At 53.5% G+C, this 18,420-nt stretch carries 18 protein-coding genes; all 18 read right to left on the bottom strand.

The genetic code is table 11. The features are described 5' to 3' along the window. Positions 1–8: 8 nt before the first annotated feature. The 18 genes from fliL to flgL all read right to left on the bottom strand — a co-directional run bounded on the left by fliL (position 9) and on the right by flgL (position 18,420). On the bottom strand, positions 9–533 hold the full coding sequence (gene fliL, locus E1N14_RS07055; protein ID WP_025011065.1) for a flagellar basal body-associated protein FliL: 525 nt from the start codon (positions 531–533) through the stop codon (positions 9–11). Positions 534–599: 66 nt separating this feature from the next. Beyond that, positions 600–2,123 (bottom strand): flagellar hook-length control protein FliK, encoded by a 1,524-nt coding sequence (locus tag E1N14_RS07050; RefSeq protein WP_062793627.1) that lies wholly within the window; start codon positions 2,121–2,123, stop codon positions 600–602. 147 nt (positions 2,124–2,270) lie between these two features. After that, positions 2,271–2,720 (bottom strand): flagellar export protein FliJ, encoded by a 450-nt coding sequence (gene fliJ, locus E1N14_RS07045; RefSeq protein WP_025011063.1) that lies wholly within the window; start codon positions 2,718–2,720, stop codon positions 2,271–2,273. Positions 2,721–2,842: 122 nt separating this feature from the next. Next, positions 2,843–4,183, bottom strand: a complete 1,341-nt coding sequence (gene fliI, locus E1N14_RS07040; protein WP_028779131.1) for a flagellar protein export ATPase FliI — start codon at positions 4,181–4,183, stop codon at positions 2,843–2,845. After that, positions 4,152–5,126 (bottom strand): flagellar assembly protein FliH, encoded by a 975-nt coding sequence (gene fliH / locus E1N14_RS07035; protein ID WP_025011062.1) that lies wholly within the window; start codon positions 5,124–5,126, stop codon positions 4,152–4,154. Before fliH ends, fliI begins: the two co-directional genes overlap by 32 nt. A 13-nt stretch (positions 5,127–5,139) precedes the next feature. Beyond that, entirely contained in the window at positions 5,140–6,183 is a 1,044-nt protein-coding gene (fliG, locus tag E1N14_RS07030; RefSeq protein ID WP_025011061.1) for a flagellar motor switch protein FliG, read from the bottom strand. Further along, positions 6,176–7,885 carry a flagellar basal-body MS-ring/collar protein FliF gene (gene fliF / locus E1N14_RS07025; protein WP_062793628.1) on the bottom strand — a complete coding sequence of 570 codons (1,710 nt, stop codon included), beginning with the start codon at positions 7,883–7,885 and terminating at the stop codon, positions 6,176–6,178. Before fliF ends, fliG begins: the two co-directional genes overlap by 8 nt. Positions 7,886–7,926: 41 nt before the next feature. Further along, positions 7,927–8,259, bottom strand: coding sequence for a flagellar hook-basal body complex protein FliE (fliE, locus tag E1N14_RS07020; RefSeq protein WP_025011060.1), 333 nt, complete (start codon positions 8,257–8,259; stop codon positions 7,927–7,929). Between the two features lie 177 nt (positions 8,260–8,436). Then, on the bottom strand, positions 8,437–9,768 hold the full coding sequence (locus E1N14_RS07015) for a sigma-54-dependent transcriptional regulator (protein ID WP_054744071.1): 1,332 nt from the start codon (positions 9,766–9,768) through the stop codon (positions 8,437–8,439). After that, positions 9,765–10,829 (bottom strand): sensor histidine kinase, encoded by a 1,065-nt coding sequence (locus tag E1N14_RS07010; RefSeq protein WP_045282488.1) that lies wholly within the window; start codon positions 10,827–10,829, stop codon positions 9,765–9,767. Before E1N14_RS07010 ends, E1N14_RS07015 begins: the two co-directional genes overlap by 4 nt. A 79-nt stretch (positions 10,830–10,908) precedes the next feature. Then, positions 10,909–12,339 carry a sigma-54 dependent transcriptional regulator gene (locus tag E1N14_RS07005; RefSeq protein ID WP_025011059.1) on the bottom strand — a complete coding sequence of 477 codons (1,431 nt, stop codon included), beginning with the start codon at positions 12,337–12,339 and terminating at the stop codon, positions 10,909–10,911. Positions 12,340–12,617: 278 nt separating this feature from the next. Then, positions 12,618–13,028 (bottom strand): flagellar export chaperone FliS, encoded by a 411-nt coding sequence (gene fliS / locus E1N14_RS07000; RefSeq protein ID WP_025011058.1) that lies wholly within the window; start codon positions 13,026–13,028, stop codon positions 12,618–12,620. A gap of 6 nt (positions 13,029–13,034) precedes the next feature. After that, positions 13,035–13,358, bottom strand: coding sequence for a hypothetical protein (locus E1N14_RS06995; RefSeq protein WP_025011057.1), 324 nt, complete (start codon positions 13,356–13,358; stop codon positions 13,035–13,037). A 12-nt stretch (positions 13,359–13,370) separates the two neighbouring features. Next, positions 13,371–14,741, bottom strand: a complete 1,371-nt coding sequence (fliD, locus tag E1N14_RS06990) for a flagellar filament capping protein FliD (protein ID WP_044734078.1) — start codon at positions 14,739–14,741, stop codon at positions 13,371–13,373. 27 nt (positions 14,742–14,768) lie between these two features. Next, on the bottom strand, positions 14,769–15,146 hold the full coding sequence (locus E1N14_RS06985; RefSeq protein ID WP_025011056.1) for a flagellar protein FlaG: 378 nt from the start codon (positions 15,144–15,146) through the stop codon (positions 14,769–14,771). 117 nt (positions 15,147–15,263) lie between these two features. Further along, the gene (locus tag E1N14_RS06980) at positions 15,264–16,082 is read right to left on the bottom strand and encodes a flagellin N-terminal helical domain-containing protein (protein WP_025011055.1); all 819 of its coding nucleotides are present in this window, start codon (positions 16,080–16,082) and stop codon (positions 15,264–15,266) included. Positions 16,083–16,297: 215 nt separating this feature from the next. After that, positions 16,298–17,119, bottom strand: coding sequence for a flagellin N-terminal helical domain-containing protein (locus E1N14_RS06975; RefSeq protein WP_025011054.1), 822 nt, complete (start codon positions 17,117–17,119; stop codon positions 16,298–16,300). A 95-nt stretch (positions 17,120–17,214) separates the two neighbouring features. Next, a complete protein-coding gene (gene flgL / locus E1N14_RS06970; RefSeq protein ID WP_062793629.1) occupies positions 17,215–18,420 on the bottom strand; it encodes a flagellar hook-associated protein FlgL in 1,206 nt (401 codons plus the stop codon).

Below are 18,420 nucleotides of genomic sequence, written 5' to 3'. Positions count from 1 at the left end.
TGTCCCTGTTACTGCATCACAAAGCCGGTGAACAGCACTTTCTCAACGACTTTACGGCCGGTAACCGGTTGCAGTGTGTTTTGTACATTGAGCAGCGCTAACTGTCTGAGCTCATCCTTGCCTGCCTGGCTGCTGAGCTTTTCAACATCGGCACCGCTGAAAGTGGTCAGCAGTGCATCTTCAATCAAGGGAATATGCTTCTTGAGAGTGACATCGTCGTCACTGCCACGCACCATGAGCTGTACCTTTATCTCCACCAGCCTGGAACGGTTGGCCCCCGGCAGATTGAACAGAAATGGTCTGGGCATGGCCACATAGAAGGCTTCCCTGCTGTTATTGGCCTGAGCTTCTTCGGTTACCTGCTCACCTTCGGCCGCATCGACCGCAGTGTCATCTGAACCGCCCAGGAAAAACCACAAGCCAGCACCGACCAGCAGCAACACCACCAAACCAATGCCGCCGAAGATAAAGAGTTTCTTTTTGCTTTTGGGCGCCGGCGCCTCTTGCAGCTCAAGCTCTTCTTGCTCTGCCATTCTCTACCCTTTCCCTTAATCAACCGCAATGCCCGCGGAAAAATACCATCCCTATAGGTTACCTGCTCAGGCGTAATAATCTATACCCGAGCCATAACTTGTTGTGTGATTTGTGCTTTGTGCCGTTTCTTCGGCGGAAATTTCACCATTGGCACCCTCTTGGGCAAAACCACCGCCATTGCCACCTTGCTGCTCGCCTTGCTCCCGACCACCTTGAGAGATGTGGCTATCGGCCAGGTTCATTCCCTGCTCCTGCAGCATTTCTCTCAATCTGGGCATGGCCTGTTCCAGCATATCCCGGGTTTGTGGTTGGGTGACATGGAACTGCACCTGAGTCTGATCACCATGCACCTGAACCCTGACCATCATGGCTCCAAGCTCTGGTGGGTCGAGACGAATCTCAGCCTGCTGCACGCCATTACTGACCATGGTAATCAACTGCTGCCGCATCACGGGGGCAAAACGCTGCACCATATCGGCGGTTTGCAGTGATTGCTCTATTCCCTGCCTCAATGACAGTTGATATTGGGCCATCTCTCCCCTCTGGGGAGTCTGCAATCCTTGTTGATGCAGCTGTTGCTGAAATGGGCTGATATCTGTCTGGGTTGATGCCGCATCGCCCTTGAGCGCCTGATGTATGGCGTCACTCACAGGGCTTCGTACCTCGGCAGCAGTCTGAGTACCTTTCACCTCAGCCTTAAGTAAGCTGGCGAGAACATCCTTGGCCGTAGCTTTGTCACTCTTGCCGTCAGCGCCAACAGACGTTGCCGCCGCGGCCACCGCAGCCCCCAAGTTGCCGGCAGTATCTGTCTTGGCCTTCTCGGCAATTGCGCTTTGCGCCAAGATCTTGTCACTCTTTTCCTCAGCGGCATTGAGCACAGCTTCACGAACCACAGCAGCCATACCATCCTGAGTCGCCGCCTTACGCGCTGACTTATCAGCATCCGGCCAACCCATTTGTTGCTCGCCTTCCTGAGACTTGGCCTTTTCCGCTGTTGCAGCCGCCTTGTCGAGAGCCAGCAAAGGAGCATCTATAGTTTCATCCTCTGCTTTGCTATCGCCTTTGCTTGCCGCTTTCTCATCAGTATCGGCCAGTTTGGCACTGTCTTGTTCACTCTCGTCGCCTTCGTCAGCGGCAATCACCTCTGCGCCTTCCAGACTATCTGTCACTACCATGCCAAGCTCGGCACTCCCCTGCTTGAGGTTTTCCAAGAGCTTCATCTGCTCTTCGGGAGACATGGCCTTGATCTCATCTTCTTTGAGCCCGGTGAGAGCGGCAATCTGTTTCAGCAGGCTCACCTCATCCACTTCGGTGACTATGGTGCCGTCTTCAGACGGCAATTTCTTGCCCATGGCTATTTGCCCCAGAATAAGCGAGACATCGACGGCCTGCTCAGCTTGGGCACCTTCTCTGATAAGACTGCCACCGGTAAATCCCGGCTTGGCGCCTTGCGAGTCGAACGAGAACTTAGCCTGCGCCTGTTGATAAGCGGCGAAAAAAGCTTCGTTATCAGTAGATTGTAGTGCATCTGTGGCAGAAACTCCCTTGCCGCCCGCATTGCCGATCAGGATATTGGATAACTGCTGCATGCCTTCCTCCAGCACCTAGGCCCTCAATAGATAAAGATAGGCCGAGTCAGAATTAATGTCTCTGTCTCAAACAAAGCAAAATTCACGCCAATAAAAAATATAGAATGAATATTAAGGAATTGTCCGGGAATGGATGTCGGAATGGGCTCAATGGTTGAGCTTGCGACGGAAAAACTGCTGGGAAGCAAACTCATCGATGAGTTTCTGCTCCTGTTTGGCGGCTTTGGCTTCGGCCTGCAGGGCTTTTTTCTCCAACAACATCTCCACCGCCTTACGCTTTTGCTGCTTCTCCAGCCAATGTTGCTGTCTATAGGCCCGCTGCTTATCGGCCTCGGCGACCACGGCAAGTTGTTGCCCTATGGCATCATCTACCTGACGCACAAATCGATGAAACTGCTGGTAATAGGAGGCGCCAATGCTCTGCCCCTGCTGGGCATCGAGTTGCTTCATATAGTCGAGACGGTATTCCTGCAGCGCCTGCAGCTGAGATTTACGCCTCTGGCATTCCATTTGCGCGGCTTTAAGCTGCAATGCTGCCTGCTCTTCGGCTTCGACCGCCAGTTTCAACACTGTGTGCAAAGGATCGGGTTTCGCCATCTGTAGTATTATTCCTTAAAATTGCCTGCCTTACGGGCCTTAACCCGGCGCTCTATTGAGATCAGGCTCCCCTATTGTCACTGCATTTTTGTCGAGCACGCAAACTCCCGCACTGAATGGCATTACACCTTACATTGGGCAGCAAGCTGCCCCAACATTTGCTGGCAATCGCTGAAACTAATGGCATCGCGCATCCCCTGCCGCAAAAAGGCGTTCATGGCGGGTTGCAGGCGTATGGCGTTGTCGATACGCGGATCCGAGCCTTGGGAATAGGCACCAATGGAGATCAGATCCCGGTTTTGTTGATAGAGCGAATAAACCTGCTTGACGCGCCGCATCGCTTCCAGGTGCGCCTCGCTTATCACCATAGGTGCCACCCGACTGATCGAAGCTTCAATGTCTATCGCCGGATAATGCCCTGAGTCGGCCAAGGCCCGTGACAACACTATGTGACCGTCCAAAATGGCCCGCGAGGCATCGGCAATGGGATCTTGCTGATCGTCCCCTTCGGTAAGCACAGTATAGAAGGCAGTGATCGAGCCCTGCCCTTCACCGCCATTACCGGCGCGCTCCACCAAACGGGGCAACTTGGCAAATACTGAAGGCGGATACCCCTTGGTTGCCGGCGGCTCACCGACCGCCAGGGCGATTTCCCGCTGCGCCTGGGCGTAACGGGTCAGGCTATCCATTAACAGCAGGACGTCATAGCCGAGATCGCGAAAATACTCGGCTATCCGAGTCGAGGTTTCGCAGGCGCGAAGGCGCATCAAGGGGGAGGTATCGGCCGGGGCGGCTATGACCACAGAGCGGGCCCGCCCCTCGGCGCCCAGGATCTCTTCGATAAACTCTTTCACCTCCCGGCCACGCTCCCCCACCAAGCCAACCACAATAATGTCGGCCGTAGTGCCGCGGGTCATCATGCCAAGGAGCACACTCTTACCCACGCCGGAGCCAGCAAAGAGCCCCATACGTTGGCCCTTGCCCACGGTAAGCATTGCGTTGATGGCTCTGACGCCTACATCGAGCGGTTCGGTAATCGCCCGTCTGGCCAAGGGATTGATTGCCGGGCTGTGGCGCGAGGCTTGTTCGTCTGTATGCAGGGCGCCCATACCATCGAGCGGCTGGCCATTACCGTCCAGCACCCGACCAAGAAGACTCAAACCGACGCTGAGCCCGGTTTGCTCACCGAGCGGCATCACTTTGGCTCCGGGGAGCACGCCCCTGAGTTCTTCCACCGGCATCAGATACAATAGCTCATCGTCAAAACCTATCACCTCGGCAATAAGCTTACCCGCCATGGTATCTATGGCACAGAGACTGCCGACCGGCGCCCGGCAACCACTGGCTTCCAATGTCAGGCCAACCACCCGCACCAACTGGCCGCTGGCAACCGCTTGAAACGGCGCCTGCTTTTCGGCCAAGTGTTTGAGTTCACTCAGCAGTTGGCTTCGGCGCTGCTGCATCATGAGTGTCTCCTTCGCTGGGCTGTTCGCCCTCTTGGCTTGCGGTCTCGGCCTTGTCGGTCACTGCGGCTGTTTGTTCATCTGCAAGCGTTTGCTCCTGCTCGCTGTCCTGTGGCGGTGGGCTTGGCCTATCGTCTATTGCGGCCTGCTGCTGGGCGGCCTTTTTCGCCAACATGGATTGTTCGGCTTCAAGATTGGCAAACACCCCTTCCAAACGGGTTTCCAGACGCATATCCACTTGCGAGCGTTGGCTGTCCACCACACAATCGCCACGATTGAGGCCGGGATCGGCTTCCAGTGTCCAGCGGTTACGTGTCAGTTGCTCTTCACCGTAGAGCTCGCTGACCAAAGCCATATCTTCCGGGTGCAAACGCAGATTCACTTTCTGCTCTTTGAGTGGCAGGGCATCTATCCCTTGCCTGAGCGCCGCCAGTATATGTTCCGGGTGGGTCTTCAGCTCATGGGCTATGAGGTTGCGCGCCAAAGTGCCGACCAAGGTCAGTAACGATTCTTCTATCTGGGTATCCAGCAGCGCCAGCGGCGCCTCGAACTGAGCAAGCAAGGCATCGAAACGCTCTATCATGGCGGCGGCCTGTTGCAAGCCTTCTTCCCGGCCTTGCTCAAGCCCCTGGGCAAAACCTTCACTGTGCCCCTGTTCCAAGCCCTGAAGACGGCCTTCCTCCAGGCCTTTGGCCAGCCCTTGTTCCTTGCCTTCGGCAAAACCTTCCTGCTCGGCTTGCTCGCGGATAGATTCGATTTCAGCCAAAGTCGGTGGTGATACAGCCTCTTCGGCGGCCTTGGGCTCTATGCGTCCAGGCTTATAGCCAAACAGATTACTCGGCTTAAGCGGCATGGCGTCACCCACATCGGGCAACTGCCAATTAACAAACTCGTCCGCTTCATCCGGCGGCAAAATGTTGTGGGACACCTTTTTGTCTGTCATTCAAACTCGCCTGTCAGAGGAATTCTTCACTGCCGCCGCCGCCGAGCATAATCTCTCCGGCATCGGACAAGCGACGGGCGATGGACAATATCTCTTTCTGGGCCACTTCCACTTCGCTGATACGAATTGGCCCCATGGCCTCGAGATCGTCACGCAGCAATTCGGCGGCACGTTTGGACATATTGCCGAGGATCTTCTCCTTCAGTGGCTCGTCGGCGCCCTTGAGCGCCTTCATCAGTACATCCTGCTGCACTTCCCGAAGCAGCGTCTGAATGCCACGGTCGTCGACATCGATCAGGTTTTCGAACACGAACATCAAGTCCTGGATCTGCTGCGCCATCTCTTCGTCGGACTCGCGCAGAGTTTCCATCAGTTGGCTCTCCACCCCGGTATCCAGGTAGTTCATAATGTTGGCAGCGGCCTTCAAGCCACCCATCTTGGCGGCCTGGGCGCCACCCTGACCGGCAAACTGTTTCTCCATGATGTCGTTCAGCTCCTGCAGTGCTGCAGGTTGCACCTCTTCGAGGTTGGCGATACGCATCATCAAATCGAGACGGGTGTTTTCCGGGAACTGGGCAAAGATTTCCGCCGCCTGATCCGGTTCAAGATAGGACAAAACAATGGTTTGGATCTGCGGGTGTTCGTTCTGGATAATAGTCGCCACCTGTCTGGCGTCCATCCACTTGAGCGAGTCGAGGCCTTTGGCGCCGCTGCCCATGACAATCTGCTCGATAAGGTTACCGGCCTTGTCTTCACCCAATGCGGTAGTCAGTGCCTTACGCACAAACTCTTCGCTGTTAAAGCCTATGGAGGAGTATTTCTGGATATCATCCAGAAATAGCTTGTGAACCGCAACCACCTTCTCCTGGCCGAACTCCTGCATGGCCGCCATGGCCATACCCACCTTTTGAACCTGTTTGGGTTCCAAGTGTTTGAGAATAGAGGCCGCATCGGCTTCACTGAGACTCAGCAACAAAATGGCGGTCTTCTCAATCCCGTTGAGATTCTTGACGTCGAAGCCGCTCTCGGCTGGTTTATCCGCTTTTTTTTCAGGCATCTTCTTGCAACCAGTTCTTCACCACTTGGGTGGACAGTTCAGGTTCATTGGCCACCAGAGCACGTATGGCCTTAATCATATCATCATCTTTGTGCAGATCCGGTATCAGAATCGAACCGTCATCGGCATAGCTGTATTCACTTTCAGGGCGGTTGAGCATACCCAGGGTGTCGGCAGCGTACTGATCTTCAATATCTGCCAGCTCGTGCCCCAGCGCAGGTTCGTCCGGCATATTCTGGCCATCGGGATAGATGAGGCGTTTGAGCATGGGACGCACCACGAACAGGATAAGCACCAAAATCACCAAGGCACCTATGCCGAGTTTCATCGCCCGCCAGAACCAGGGCTGCTCCCACAGAGGTGGCTCAGGCAGGTCTTCAACCAGCTGATCCATAAAGGGCACAGTCACCACTTCTATCATGTCACCCCTTTGGCTGCTGAAGCCAACGGCGCCTTCCAGCAAGCGACGGATATTGGCCATCTCTTCACCTGTGCGAGGCACTCTGGCGACCTGACCATTTTCACCGGCAGCACCTGCCTTGTAGTCGACCGCCACTGAGACACTGACCCGGCGTACCACACCTATCTGCTGACGGGTATGGCTGATGGTGGTATCCAGCTCAAAATTACGGGTCGCTTCCCTATGGCTGTTGCCTGAAGTAACACTGCTGCTTTCTGCGGCATCGGCAGCGTTTTCAGGAATATTGGACTCCATCGGCGGCTGATTGGAAAGGGCTCCGGGGATGCCGCCACTGCTGCCACCAACGCTGTTGTTTTCCACTGTCATTTCACTGCGAAGTGATGGCAGATCCGGGTTGAAACGCTTGGCAGTTTGCTCGACCGCGGTGAAGTCCATGCTGACATCCACCTGGGAAGTGAAGTTTTCCGGACCGAGGATCGGCATTAGAATCGAGTCAATCTTGGTGCGGTATTCGTTTTCTTTTTGCTGCACCAGCTCAAGCTCGCGTCTGGCGCGGGCAGATACCCCATCCTGACTGCCTGAGTTTAGCAAGCGGCCGTTGGAGTCTGTCACTGTAACCCGGCTGGGTTCCATGCCATGAACCGCTGAGGCAACGATATCGACTATCGCATCAACTTCTTCCTGTCCCAAACCGCCCCTACGGGTATTGACCACCACTGTGGCACTGGGTTTGGCGCGATTGCGGGCGAACACATTTTCCTTCGGCAGCGCCAGGATCACCTTGGCACGGCTGACACTATTGAGCTCTTCAATCGCCCGCGCCAGGTTCATCTCCTGACTCTGCTTCAGCCTGGCCTGTTCCATCCGCTGACTGACACCAAAGCCGGAATCCTGGCTCAGATAATCCTTGGCCTCGGCACTGGAATCTATGCCGGCGCGGCTCAGCATCATCTTCACGTCCTGATACTTGTCTTCAGGCACAGTGATCACATCGACTTCAATCTTGTACGGTACCCGGTTCTTATCCAGCACATCGAGTACCTGCACCATCTCCTGGGTATCCATCTTGCCCAGTGGCCGATATTCTGGCTCCTGGGCCCAGATCATCACAAATACCGCCAGAGCCAGACAGATAGCCAATGCCAGGATCATGGTGATCTGCCGCAGCATATCCACTCCCCCGAGGGAGCCCAATACACCCGACTTGTTTTCCTGTTGGACCCCTTCCAGCGTTGTTCCACCGGCGGAAACATTGGATCCTGCTACTAATTCTGTGCTCACGGTGCGTTCCTGTTATCCGGGATCTGTGATGCAAGCATGCCTTAAACAGGCATGCTCATAATCTCTTTGTAGGCTTCGACCAGCTTGTTGCGCACCTGCACTGTGGCCTCGAATGCGACGCTGGCTTTCTCGCGGGCAATGACAGTGTCAGACAGAGACACTGTGGTGTCGCCCATCTCCAGCCGGGTGGCCAGATTGGATGATGTGCTTTGCAACTCACTGACATTGCCTACGGCCTGGGCCAGTAATTGGCCGAAATCAGTTCCTGTGGTATTGCCCACCTGGCGTACAGGCGAAGACTGAAATCCCGTTGGGGCAATTTCACCTTTAAGTGATTGCATTTCTTGCAATAAAGAATTGGCACCTATTTGCATCTTCTCACTCCTGTCGTCAGCGAATTGACGAAAAATCTGGGTTACCAGACTCTACGCAATTAGTTTGCCAAAAATGGAATAGTCAAAGTTAAGCTAAGTAAACGCCCTGAATTCACCCAGGGCCTGAAGAAAAACAATGGAATTGGAAAGCGGCCTAACGGCCGCTTTGGAGATGACTCAGGCGGGCACCTCTATGCCCATCTCGCGCATGCGCGCCATCTTGTATCTGAGAGTGCGGGCGCTGATCCCCAATTTCTCTGCCACCAGTTTGCGACTGCCCTGACACTGGGCCAGAGTCTCGAGAATAATCACATGCTCCTGAGCCTTGAGCTCATCACCGAGCGCTTCAGGCGTTTCCGGGGCCGTGGTCTCTCCCAGAGCAACATCCTGCAAATCGATAATAATATCGCCCGCTTCTATCTGCCCTTGACTCAAGATCAACGCCCGCTGGATCACATTATCCAGCTCACGGACATTCCCCGGCCAGCGGTGGGCCAACAAACGCCGCACTGCAGCATCGCTGAGAGCTGGAACCGGGTTAATCGCCGCGTTTTCAGCGTGACGTGCCAACAGATGTTTGGCCAATGGGATGATATCCGCCGGTCTTTGGTTCAGTGCCGGCCAGGCAAGCGGAAACACATTGATCCTGTAATAAAGGTCTTCGCGAAACTCGCCCTTGGCCACCATATCTTTTAGATCCCGGTTGGAGGTTGCCAGCACCCGGACATCGAGCTTGATGGTCTTGCGCCCCCCCAAACGTTCAACCTCGCGCTCCTGCAGTACCCGCAGCAGCTTGGCCTGCAATGCCAGCTCCATCTCGGAAATTTCATCGAGCAACAGGGTGCCGCCATGAGCCTGTTCAAACTTACCGGGGCAAGCCTGATAAGCCCCGGTAAAGGCGCCTTTCTCGTAGCCAAACAAGGTGGCTTCCAGCATATTTTCCGGGATGGCGGCACAGTTAATCGCCACAAAAGGCCCGTCAGGCCTTTGGCTGTGCTGATGAATGTAGCGAGCCAGCACTTCTTTACCCGAACCGCTGGGGCCACTTATCATCACAGAGGCTTCTGAGGCGGCCACCCGCTGCGCCAGTGCCAGCAAGGCCAGGCTCTTTTCATCGGCCACCACTGGGCCGCCGCTAACCACCTTGGGGCGTAAATAGCGACTCACCTGATTGAGCAATACCTGAGGGGCAAACGGCTTGGCGAGATAATCCACGGCCCCCAGCTTGATTGCGCTGACGGCATTGTCGATGGTGGCATAGGCTGTCATCAACAGGATCGGCAGCTGCGGATGTTGCTGACGCAGATAATCCAGCAGCCCCATACCGCCGATACCTTCCATCTGCACATCGCTTATCACCATATCAAAACGATTACCTTTCAAAGCGGTTATCGCTTCTTCGGCGCTGGCGACATCGACGCACTCATAACTGGCGAGCAGCAAGGTATCGAGCAGTGCTTCCCGAAGCGCGGCATCGTCTTCCACCAACAAAATTTTTGCTTCGCTCATGCCACGCCTCCTTGAGAGTCTGTCGTTAACGGGAATGTCAGCGTGACGGTACAACCTGCACCCAGCTTACAGCTGAGGTCCAATTTGCCGCCGTGGCTGCGCACCACTGACTGCACCACCGCCAGCCCAAGCCCTGTGCCCTGACGCTTGGTGGTGAAAAAAGGCTCCAGCACCTGCTTTTGCATCTTGCTGTCCAGGCCCTTGCCGTTATCTATCACATCGAGGCGCAGTGCCTGATCGCAGCTCAGGCGCAAAATGACTCTTTTGGCGCCGGCTTCCAGGCTATTGATCACCAGATTATTGATGGCAGAACTCAAGCCATGAAGATTGACCTGCATCTCGCTATCGCCTTCAATTTGCAGGCTCAATTCAACATTTTGCCTGGCAGCGATGGGCTCACAGTTGGCCATGACTTTTTCCAGCACCGTCGAGAACGGCACTCTATCGCAGGCTTCCTCTTGCTTACCTTTGGCAATCAACAACATATCATTGACCTGCTGCTCCAGCTCGGAAAGCCGGTCGAGTAATTTGCCCTGAAAACGCTCTCTGGAGCCGGCATCCAGCCTTGGACTGCCCAAGTTGGCGGCATAGAGTAAAGCGGCAGACAGAGGAGTGCGTATTTGATGCGCCAGAGTGGCTACCATTTTCCCGAGCGCAGACAAGCGTTCAAGGTGGGAAAGGTTTTGCTGCAACAGTCGGGTTTCGGTGAGATCGGTCAGCATAATCAGCTGCCCCTGCTCCGGGGTCAGAGGCGTAATCGCCAGCTTCACCCGGCGGCCATTACGCAGGGAGACTTCATGACCATCGTCTTTTTGCGGCGCGAAGGCGCGATTGATGATAGTCAGCCAGCGCTGGCCAACCAGAGGAACACCCAACAAAGATTCGGCAACCGGGTTGGCTTCACTGACCAAGCCGTCACCATTGAGGATAACGACGCCCGAAGGCATGGCCTGCAGAATATGCTCCATACGATTGGACATATTGGCGGCTTCCCTTACCGGGATCCATTCGCGGCCATGATGAGAGATGGTTTCGAGCTGAGCCAGTGGGCTTGCAGACATATTAACCCCGTCAAAAATACGATGCTGACAGGGTTAATGCAGAGTTTATGCCAATTTAAAAATCTAAATTATCAGTAGCTTAGTCTTTACTCATGCCGTATTTGCGCATTTTCTCCACCAAGGTGGTGCGGCGAATACCCAGCATTTCAGCGGCGCGGGCAACAACGTTGTCCTGCTGATCCAGCGCCTGACGTATCATATCGATTTCCAATTCGGCCAAGAGATCCTTGAGATTGACCCCTTCCGGAGGCAGCTCACTGGGGAAACGTGTCTCTGGCAAATCGACCGGCTCTTCGTCATTGAAGATCGATGCCAAGGCATCACGCTCCAGTTGCTCTTCACTGACCTCGACCGAATACTCGGGCACATCGATATGGCGATACTTAACCGGCAGGTCGTTAACATCGACCAGGCCGCCCGGATAGAGGATAGTCAACCTTTCTACCAGATTGGACAGCTCGCGGACATTGCCCGACCAGGCGTGTTCCTTGAGAGAGTCGATGGCGCGTTGGGTAAAGCGCACCCGTCCCTTGCCTTCGTTGAAGACCCGACTGACCAACTCCTGCAGCAGCAGCGGAATATCATCCCGACGCTCACACAGAGGTGGCATTTCGATGGGGAACACATTGAGGCGATAGAAGAGATCTTCGCGGAATTCACCGCCTTCAATCATGGTTTCCAGATCTCTGTGGGTCGCAGCTACCACTCGCACATCGGCGGTAATCGCCTTATTGCCACCCACACGTTCAAATACTCTTTCCTGCAACACCCGCAGCAGCTTGACCTGCATCTGCAGCGGCATATCACCTATCTCATCGAGGAACAGGGTGCCGCCTTCGGCCAGCTCAAAACGTCCCTTACGGGCACTGATAGCACCGGTAAAGGAGCCTTTCTCATGGCCAAACAGTTCACTTTCCAACAGCTCTGGTGGAATGGCACCGCAGTTGACCGGAATAAAAGGGCCATCGCGACGCTCTGAAAGATAATGAATATTACGGGCGACCACTTCCTTGCCGGTACCAGAGGGTCCGAGCACCAGCACAGTGGCATCAGATCCCGAAACCTGGTTAATCAGATGGCGCACATTGGCAATGCCGTCGCTGCGCCCTACCAGGCTGCGGAACAGCTTGGTCTGGTTGGCACTGGTTGGTACCTGTGGCCGCTTGACCTGACCGAAGACCTGGCAAAAATGCAACAGTTCAGTCAGTTGGGAATAGCTGAGAGGTTCTTCAATCTTGCCGAGTAGATTGGAAGGATTGGCATTGCTTTGCCCCAACAGCAACATAGGCTGCCATGGCAGTTTAAGCATCAGCGACTGCAGCGCCTCGTCCTCTATGCCGTCACTGACCAATATCATGGCCCGACATCGAGTTTCCGGAGATTGCGCGTCGATAGCCTCGGGAGCCACAACTTCCACTTGCTCACCAATAAACTCTAAAACACAAGATAAGCGACTGGTGCGCTCAGAGGGGTTTCCGACAAGTAAAATTCGTTGATCTGTATGCATCATTCAGTGGGCCGCTAAGCTTTGGCAATTATGGATTCGCATTAATTATTAGTGTTAGTTGCTCTGGAAAGTCTGGCAATGCTTTCTTCACATACTCAGCTAAATTTGTAGCAATGCTGAATATTGTATTATCGGCACGATATAAGCAAGCCTAGGATGGCTTTTCTGCCTAACCCTTCCTGATTTTAGTCCAAATTCAGCACTTAAGAGCCAATATCGTCAATTAAATGGCGCAAGTCAAAAAGGCGCCAAAGGCGCCTTTATCTCGAATGGTTAATAACTCAACGGTTTTCTTCGTGAGCCGTAAGGTGATGTTTATCAGCGGGAATGGCATCCCAGGCTTCTTTGATGTCCCGCAGCACGGCTGCAACATCATCCAGCGCCTGAACATCATTATTCAGATTGGCCTCAGAGATACGCCGCAGCATAAAGTCGTAAAGGTTGCTGAGATTCTTGGCTATCTCACCACCGGCTTCCATATTCAGGCTGTTGCTGAGACCTGTGATAATACCAATCGCTTTGTTGATGAAAATTCCCTTGGACGACTGGTCGCCTTGCTCTATGGCGTAACGACTCTGGGCAATACGCTCCAATGCGCCGTTGAACATCAACTGAATGATCCTGTGCGGTGATGCAACTGAGATTTCACTCTCCAATGACACCTTACGATAAGACTGTAGCGACCCTCTCATAAATACCTACCTATTTGCATCTATAGACTTGTAAACATTGACCTGACGTTTGTTCTGACTCCTGAGCGCCAATAGCTCCTGCCTTTGTTGGCGTATCGCTTTGGCATGCTGCTCAAAAGTGGCAGTCAGCTCCAATTGCTCCTCTAGCAACTCAGGACTCTGCACTTCCTCTATCAGGGTCTGGAGCAAAGTTTGACGCCTGCTTACCAGCTCTTGCAAATTAGAGACCAACTCGTCAGTTTTTTCATCCTCGGCGGGAATTGTCAGTAAACAATCCAGAGCCCGGCGCAACAATTCGTTGATCTGATTCAGTTCTTCAGTTACCTGCATCTTTTATCCCAATCAGCTACTCTTCTTGACGACACCCGGCAAGGAGTTCAGGGCACCGATAACGTTCTGTCCCTGTGCTGACAACTGGCCAACCACCAGATCCATGGCGTTGAACTGTTTGGTCAATCTGGCTTCCAGCAACTCCATTTTAAGGGCAAAGGCCTCACGCTGATCCGCAAGACGTTGCTTATCGCCGGTATAGGCCTGATTGCGGGTGTCTATTACACCGCCGGCCTTGACGTAGGTCGTGGCCAATTCATCCATAGCGTTGGCTAGGCCGGTATCCTTGGTGGAAAACAGCGCTTCGACCCCGTCCATATTGGTCTTGATGGCCTCATCAAGCTTGGCATCATCAATCGAGAGTTTGCCATATCTGTCGGTTTTAATGCCAATATCATAGAGTGCAATAGTACCGTCGGCCGTCGCCACCCTGTCACTGATCCCGGAGCGTAACTGAGATTCCAGTGAGCGGATCATGGAGTCCCCCTGCAGCGCTGCAGCCTCTTTTTTGTCTACATCATAGGCCGAGAGCTTTTCTATCGAGGTGATCAGGCTGTTGTAGGCATCAACAAAACCTTTGACGTTTTCTTTAACCGCATCGGTATCCTGAGCTATGGTCAGCTTGGTGGTCTTGTTGACATCAGCATCAGTGAGGTTGAGCGTCACGCCGGGGATGGCGTCTTTCACTTCATTGGATTGGGAAGTCAGCTTCTGGCCGTCAATATAGAGTACGGCGTTGCTGGCAGCCTGGATCTCTTCAAGATTACCGGCACCAAACATATCTGAAAGCCCGGTGCCTGAAGTATCAGTTGCGGTTACGCTTATCTGGTTATCCGTGCCTTCTTTGTCGGAGCTGAATACCAAACGGCTGCCGGCATCACTGGTAATGACAGTGGCGGTAACCCCCGAATTATCAGCATTGGCATTCACTTTTTTGGCAATATCTTCGAGCGAATCTGTGGCTTCCACATCGACGCTGAAATTCTCGCCATTGACCGCAAATTGTAGGCTTCCTTCACCGACCGCGGCACTGGCATCGGCGGTGGCAGCACCGGCAACCTTGTGTTGCTGTGCCAAGGCCTCAATCTTGATGTTGTAGGAGCCGGGCAAAGAGTTTTTACCTGCAGTGGCAGTAAAGAAGTCTTCGTTGCCCAAGGTGACAGTACGTTGATTCAAGGCGCCGCCATCCTGGAGCTTTTTCAGCGCATCCTGGAACTTGGACAGCTGGCTCTTGAGGGTTCCTATGGCAGAAACCTTGGCATCTATCGTATCTTCGGTCTTATTGAAAATCGCCTCTTTAGGCACTTTCTCGGCGTCAACCAAGACCTTGACTATCTCGGTAATATTGAGCCCCGACCCCAAACCTGTTGCTGTTAATGCCATATCAACCTCTATCTCACGTTAAGCCTTTTAGGCTTCCGTCTTCATCAGCAGTCCTGCTACTTCTGAAAGTTTAGCAGCCAGCTCCAAAGCTTCCTCGCTGGGGATCTGTCTTATCACATCCCCTGAGTCTACATCCATCACGCTGACAACGTGAGTACCGGATGTTTCATCCACTTTGAATGCCAGTCCCTTGCGCATCATAGACATGGTATTGGAGAGTTCTTCCGCCACCTGCTGCAGCTGCTCGGGATCTTGCTGCGCCTCCTTGTTCTGCTCCGCCTCATCGACCGGCTTGAGCAAGGCTGTCGCCTCGGTTTCCGCGTTCTTGGGGGCAGCTTCTTTCAACTGTCCCGGCTTCACTTCTGTCCTCACTGGGACAGCATTGGATAAGGTAGTAACTTCCATCGCCTATTCTCCACTCAGTTGACCTAACTGCCTTCAATATCTTCCTTCCATGAATGCAGCAAAGGGAGATCCGTTGCCGAACCTCCCTTTTACTGACGCGATAGCTAACCTGAAAGATTACAGCAGTGACAGTGCAATCTGTGGCAGCTGGTTAGCTTGGGCCAGCATGGCCGAACCTGTCTGTTGCAGCACCTGGCTCTTGGTCATGGCAGAGGTTTCTTTGGCGAAATCCACGTCCACGATACGGCTCTTGGCGTCGGCAACGTTGGCCTGAGTGTTGGCGCTGTTGCTGATGTTGTGTGCCAGACGGTTCTGGATGGCACCCAACTCGGCGCGTTGTGAGTCGATGTTCTTGATAGCGGCATCGATCTTACCGATAGCTGAGTCACGACCAGCAGAAGTCAGTACAGTCAGAGAGTTAACAGAGAGAGTACCAGCGTTGGTGGTCTTCACTTTAACTGTTACATCTTCGCCATCCTGGTGACCTACCTGGAACTTTTTACCGGCAGAGAAGCTACCTGTCATCAGCTTGGTGTTACCAAAGGCGGTAGTGTTACCGATAGCTGTGATTTCAGTTGCCAGCGCATCCATTTCGTCTTTCAGCGCCTGCAAGTCAGCAGTACTGTTGGCACCGTTTTCAGACTGGATGGCCAGGTCACGCATACGTTGCAGCATGTTGGTCTGCTCCTGCATCGCACCTTCAGAGATCTGGGCGATGGAGATAGCGTCGTTGGCGTTACGCATGCCGACTTCAAGACCTTGCACCTGGCTATTCAGGCGGTTAGAAATCGCCAGACCTGCAGCATCATCTTTAGCACTGTTGATACGCAGACCACTTGACAGACGCTCCATTGAAGTAGCCAGGCTACCGTTGGAGATGTTCAGGTTTTTCTGAGCTTTCAGTGATGTTACGTTGGTGTTTACTGTAATAGCCATAATGATTTCCTCTTTACCTGGCTTGGAAAACTAGCCTGTCTTCGTTTGAGCCAGGCGGGTCTTACTGGTTACAGTATCTTTAACGGCACCCCTGTTTTGATCTTTAGTCATTTTTTTCAAAAAATCATCAATTCTTCTTAACTCAATGATTGTTTGAGAAAAATAATATCGCCAGTGGTGATGAAACCACTGACGATATTGCCATTTCCACTCGATTAGCCAAGCAGAGAAAGCGCGACCTGAGGCAATTGGTTGGCCTGAGCCAGCATGGCGGAACCCGTTTGCTGCAGTACCTGGTTCTTGGTCATGGCCGAAGTTTCCTTGGCAAAGTCCACATCCACGATACGGCTCTTGGCATCGGCAACGTTGGCCTGAGTGTTGGCACTGTTGCTGATATTGTGGGCCAGACGGTTTTGCACCGCACCCAATTCAGCGCGCTGGGTATCTATGTTTTTGATGGCGGCGTCAATCTTGCCAATGGCAGAGTCACGACCGGCAGAAGTCAGTACCGTCAGCGCATTTACCGACATTGATGCGGCATTATTGGTTTTGACCGTCACTGTCACGTCTTCACCGTCTTGGTGACCGACCTGGAACAGCTTGCCACCGGAGAACTCACCAGTCATCAGCTTGGTGTTACCAAAGGCAGTGCTGTTACCGATAGCGGTGATCTCATCACGCAGTTGATCCATTTCATCTTTTAGCGCCTGCAGATCGGCGGTGCTGTTGGCACCGTTTTCAGACTGGATGGCCAGGTCACGCATACGTTGCAGCATATTGGTCTGCTCTTGCATCGCACCTTCGGCAATCTGGGCGATGGAAATCGCGTCGTTGGCGTTACGCATGCCCACTTCCAAGCCGCGAACCTGAGAGTTCAAACGGTTGGAGATAGCCAGACCCGCGGCATCATCCTTGGCGCTGTTGATCCTAAGACCACTGGACAGGCGTTCCATAGAGGTCGCCAGGTTACCACTGGATATGTTCAGGTTCTTCTGTGCCTTCATCGAGGTCACGTTAGTATTAACGGTAATAGCCATGTTGAGTTCCTCTTCCTAGTTTTAGCGCCAAGACTCGGAGCTTGGCTAAATTTGTTAACAATTTATCTGACAGACGGGTAGGTCTTTGCTTTCTGTTAAATAAAGTCAAACAGGGAAACAGAACCCACTCTGCTGAACACATTTGAAACGGCGTTCAACGCCAGCTGCTGTTTTTGAAACTCGGTTATCGCCGAGGCGTAATCGAGATCTTCCAGCAGTGACAATGCCGACTTATTCACCAGCTCTTCCTCTGTATGATTGGAGCTGTAGCTTTCGAGGCTTTTGAGATTATTCCCGGCCACCCCTCTGGCCACACTGAGCTGATTCAAGCCGCTATCAACGTTATTCAATAACTGTGCCAACTCAGCTTTTCCTTCCGGGGTATTGACCCGGTTGGGATCCTCCAGCAGATCGATTGCCTGCTGAATGGTATCGAAAATAGGTACCTCGGCATCGGGCTCCATGGTGAAGGAATCCCCGCCAGCCGGCGTGCCATCCAGCTTCACCTCAATGCCATTGAAACTCACGGGATTACTGGCATCGAAGTTGGCCACATTAGCCACCGCAGTGCCACCCGAGTCCAACACTTCCAAATCAACCCCACCGGCACCATTGTCGGTAAAGTTAAAGGTGTAGGTATCGGCCACATGAGCCGCGGGGTTATCTATCTTGGCGCTGAGTACCCTGAAGTCCCCGGTTTGAGAGGCCAAATAATTGACGCCATAGTCACCCAAACCATTGGGCACCTTCATAAAGGCCGAGTCCCCCGGGATGTTGGTGCCCATGGCAACCCCTTGAGCCACCAAGGCGTCACGAACGCCGCTGTCACCGCTGTAAACCATGTTGCCGCTGGCATCGAAGGCAAACGGCTGATTGTCTGTGCTGAATCCGGAGAACAGATAGTTGCCTGACTCATCCTGGGTATTGGCAATACTCAAGAGTTCATCCAGACTGCCGCGCAGCTCGTCGGCAATCATTTGCCGCTCTGACGGTGCCAGGGTGCCATTTACTGCACGCAACATTTGCTCTCGAATGCTGGTAACCAGAGTTTCGGCACTGCCGAGCTTGCTTTCCGCCATCGACAAATGATTCTTGCTGTAGTCCACATTCTTGAGATACTGCTGCACCAGCGCGTTTTGCTGATAGAGATTGTCTATACCGATAGCCGCCACAGGATCGTCACCGGCAGTGTTAACCTTTTTACCGCTGGAGAGCTGCTCGAGGATCCTGTTGGTATCCGTTTGCTTCTGTAGAATGCTGTTTAAGTTCTGCTGGTACATCTGTGAAGTTGAAATACGCAT

Source organism: Shewanella algae, from assembly GCF_009183365.2.
Taxonomy (GTDB): domain Bacteria; phylum Pseudomonadota; class Gammaproteobacteria; order Enterobacterales; family Shewanellaceae; genus Shewanella; species Shewanella algae.
This window is presented reverse-complemented; position numbering and strand designations above follow the sequence as displayed.

Bases quoted from the DNA above. Each gene is read 5' to 3' on its own strand.
- fliD (WP_044734078.1), bottom strand. From the start codon at position 14,741: ATGGCATTAACAGCAACAGGTTTGGGGTCGGGGCTCAATATTACCGAG.
- flgL (WP_062793629.1), bottom strand. From the start codon at position 18,420: ATGCGTATTTCAACTTCACAGATGTACCAGCAGAACTTAAACAGCATT.
- E1N14_RS07005 (WP_025011059.1), bottom strand. From the start codon at position 12,339: ATGATGCATACAGATCAACGAATTTTACTTGTCGGAAACCCCTCTGAG.
- E1N14_RS06995 (WP_025011057.1), bottom strand. From the start codon at position 13,358: ATGCAGGTAACTGAAGAACTGAATCAGATCAACGAATTGTTGCGCCGG.
- fliH (WP_025011062.1), bottom strand. From the start codon at position 5,126: ATGACAGACAAAAAGGTGTCCCACAACATTTTGCCGCCGGATGAAGCG.
- E1N14_RS07015 (WP_054744071.1), bottom strand. From the start codon at position 9,768: ATGAGCGAAGCAAAAATTTTGTTGGTGGAAGACGATGCCGCGCTTCGG.
- fliE (WP_025011060.1), bottom strand. From the start codon at position 8,259: ATGCAAATAGGTGCCAATTCTTTATTGCAAGAAATGCAATCACTTAAA.
- E1N14_RS06980 (WP_025011055.1), bottom strand. From the start codon at position 16,082: ATGGCTATTACAGTAAACACCAACGTAACATCACTGAAAGCTCAGAAA.
- E1N14_RS07050 (WP_062793627.1), bottom strand. From the start codon at position 2,123: ATGCAGCAGTTATCCAATATCCTGATCGGCAATGCGGGCGGCAAGGGA.
- fliS (WP_025011058.1), bottom strand. From the start codon at position 13,028: ATGAGAGGGTCGCTACAGTCTTATCGTAAGGTGTCATTGGAGAGTGAA.
- fliI (WP_028779131.1), bottom strand. From the start codon at position 4,183: ATGCAGCAGCGCCGAAGCCAACTGCTGAGTGAACTCAAACACTTGGCC.
- fliJ (WP_025011063.1), bottom strand. From the start codon at position 2,720: ATGGCGAAACCCGATCCTTTGCACACAGTGTTGAAACTGGCGGTCGAA.
- E1N14_RS07010 (WP_045282488.1), bottom strand. From the start codon at position 10,829: ATGTCTGCAAGCCCACTGGCTCAGCTCGAAACCATCTCTCATCATGGC.
- fliL (WP_025011065.1), bottom strand. From the start codon at position 533: ATGGCAGAGCAAGAAGAGCTTGAGCTGCAAGAGGCGCCGGCGCCCAAA.
- E1N14_RS06985 (WP_025011056.1), bottom strand. From the start codon at position 15,146: ATGGAAGTTACTACCTTATCCAATGCTGTCCCAGTGAGGACAGAAGTG.
- E1N14_RS06975 (WP_025011054.1), bottom strand. From the start codon at position 17,119: ATGGCTATTACCGTTAATACTAACGTGACCTCGATGAAGGCACAGAAG.
- fliG (WP_025011061.1), bottom strand. From the start codon at position 6,183: ATGCCTGAAAAAAAAGCGGATAAACCAGCCGAGAGCGGCTTCGACGTC.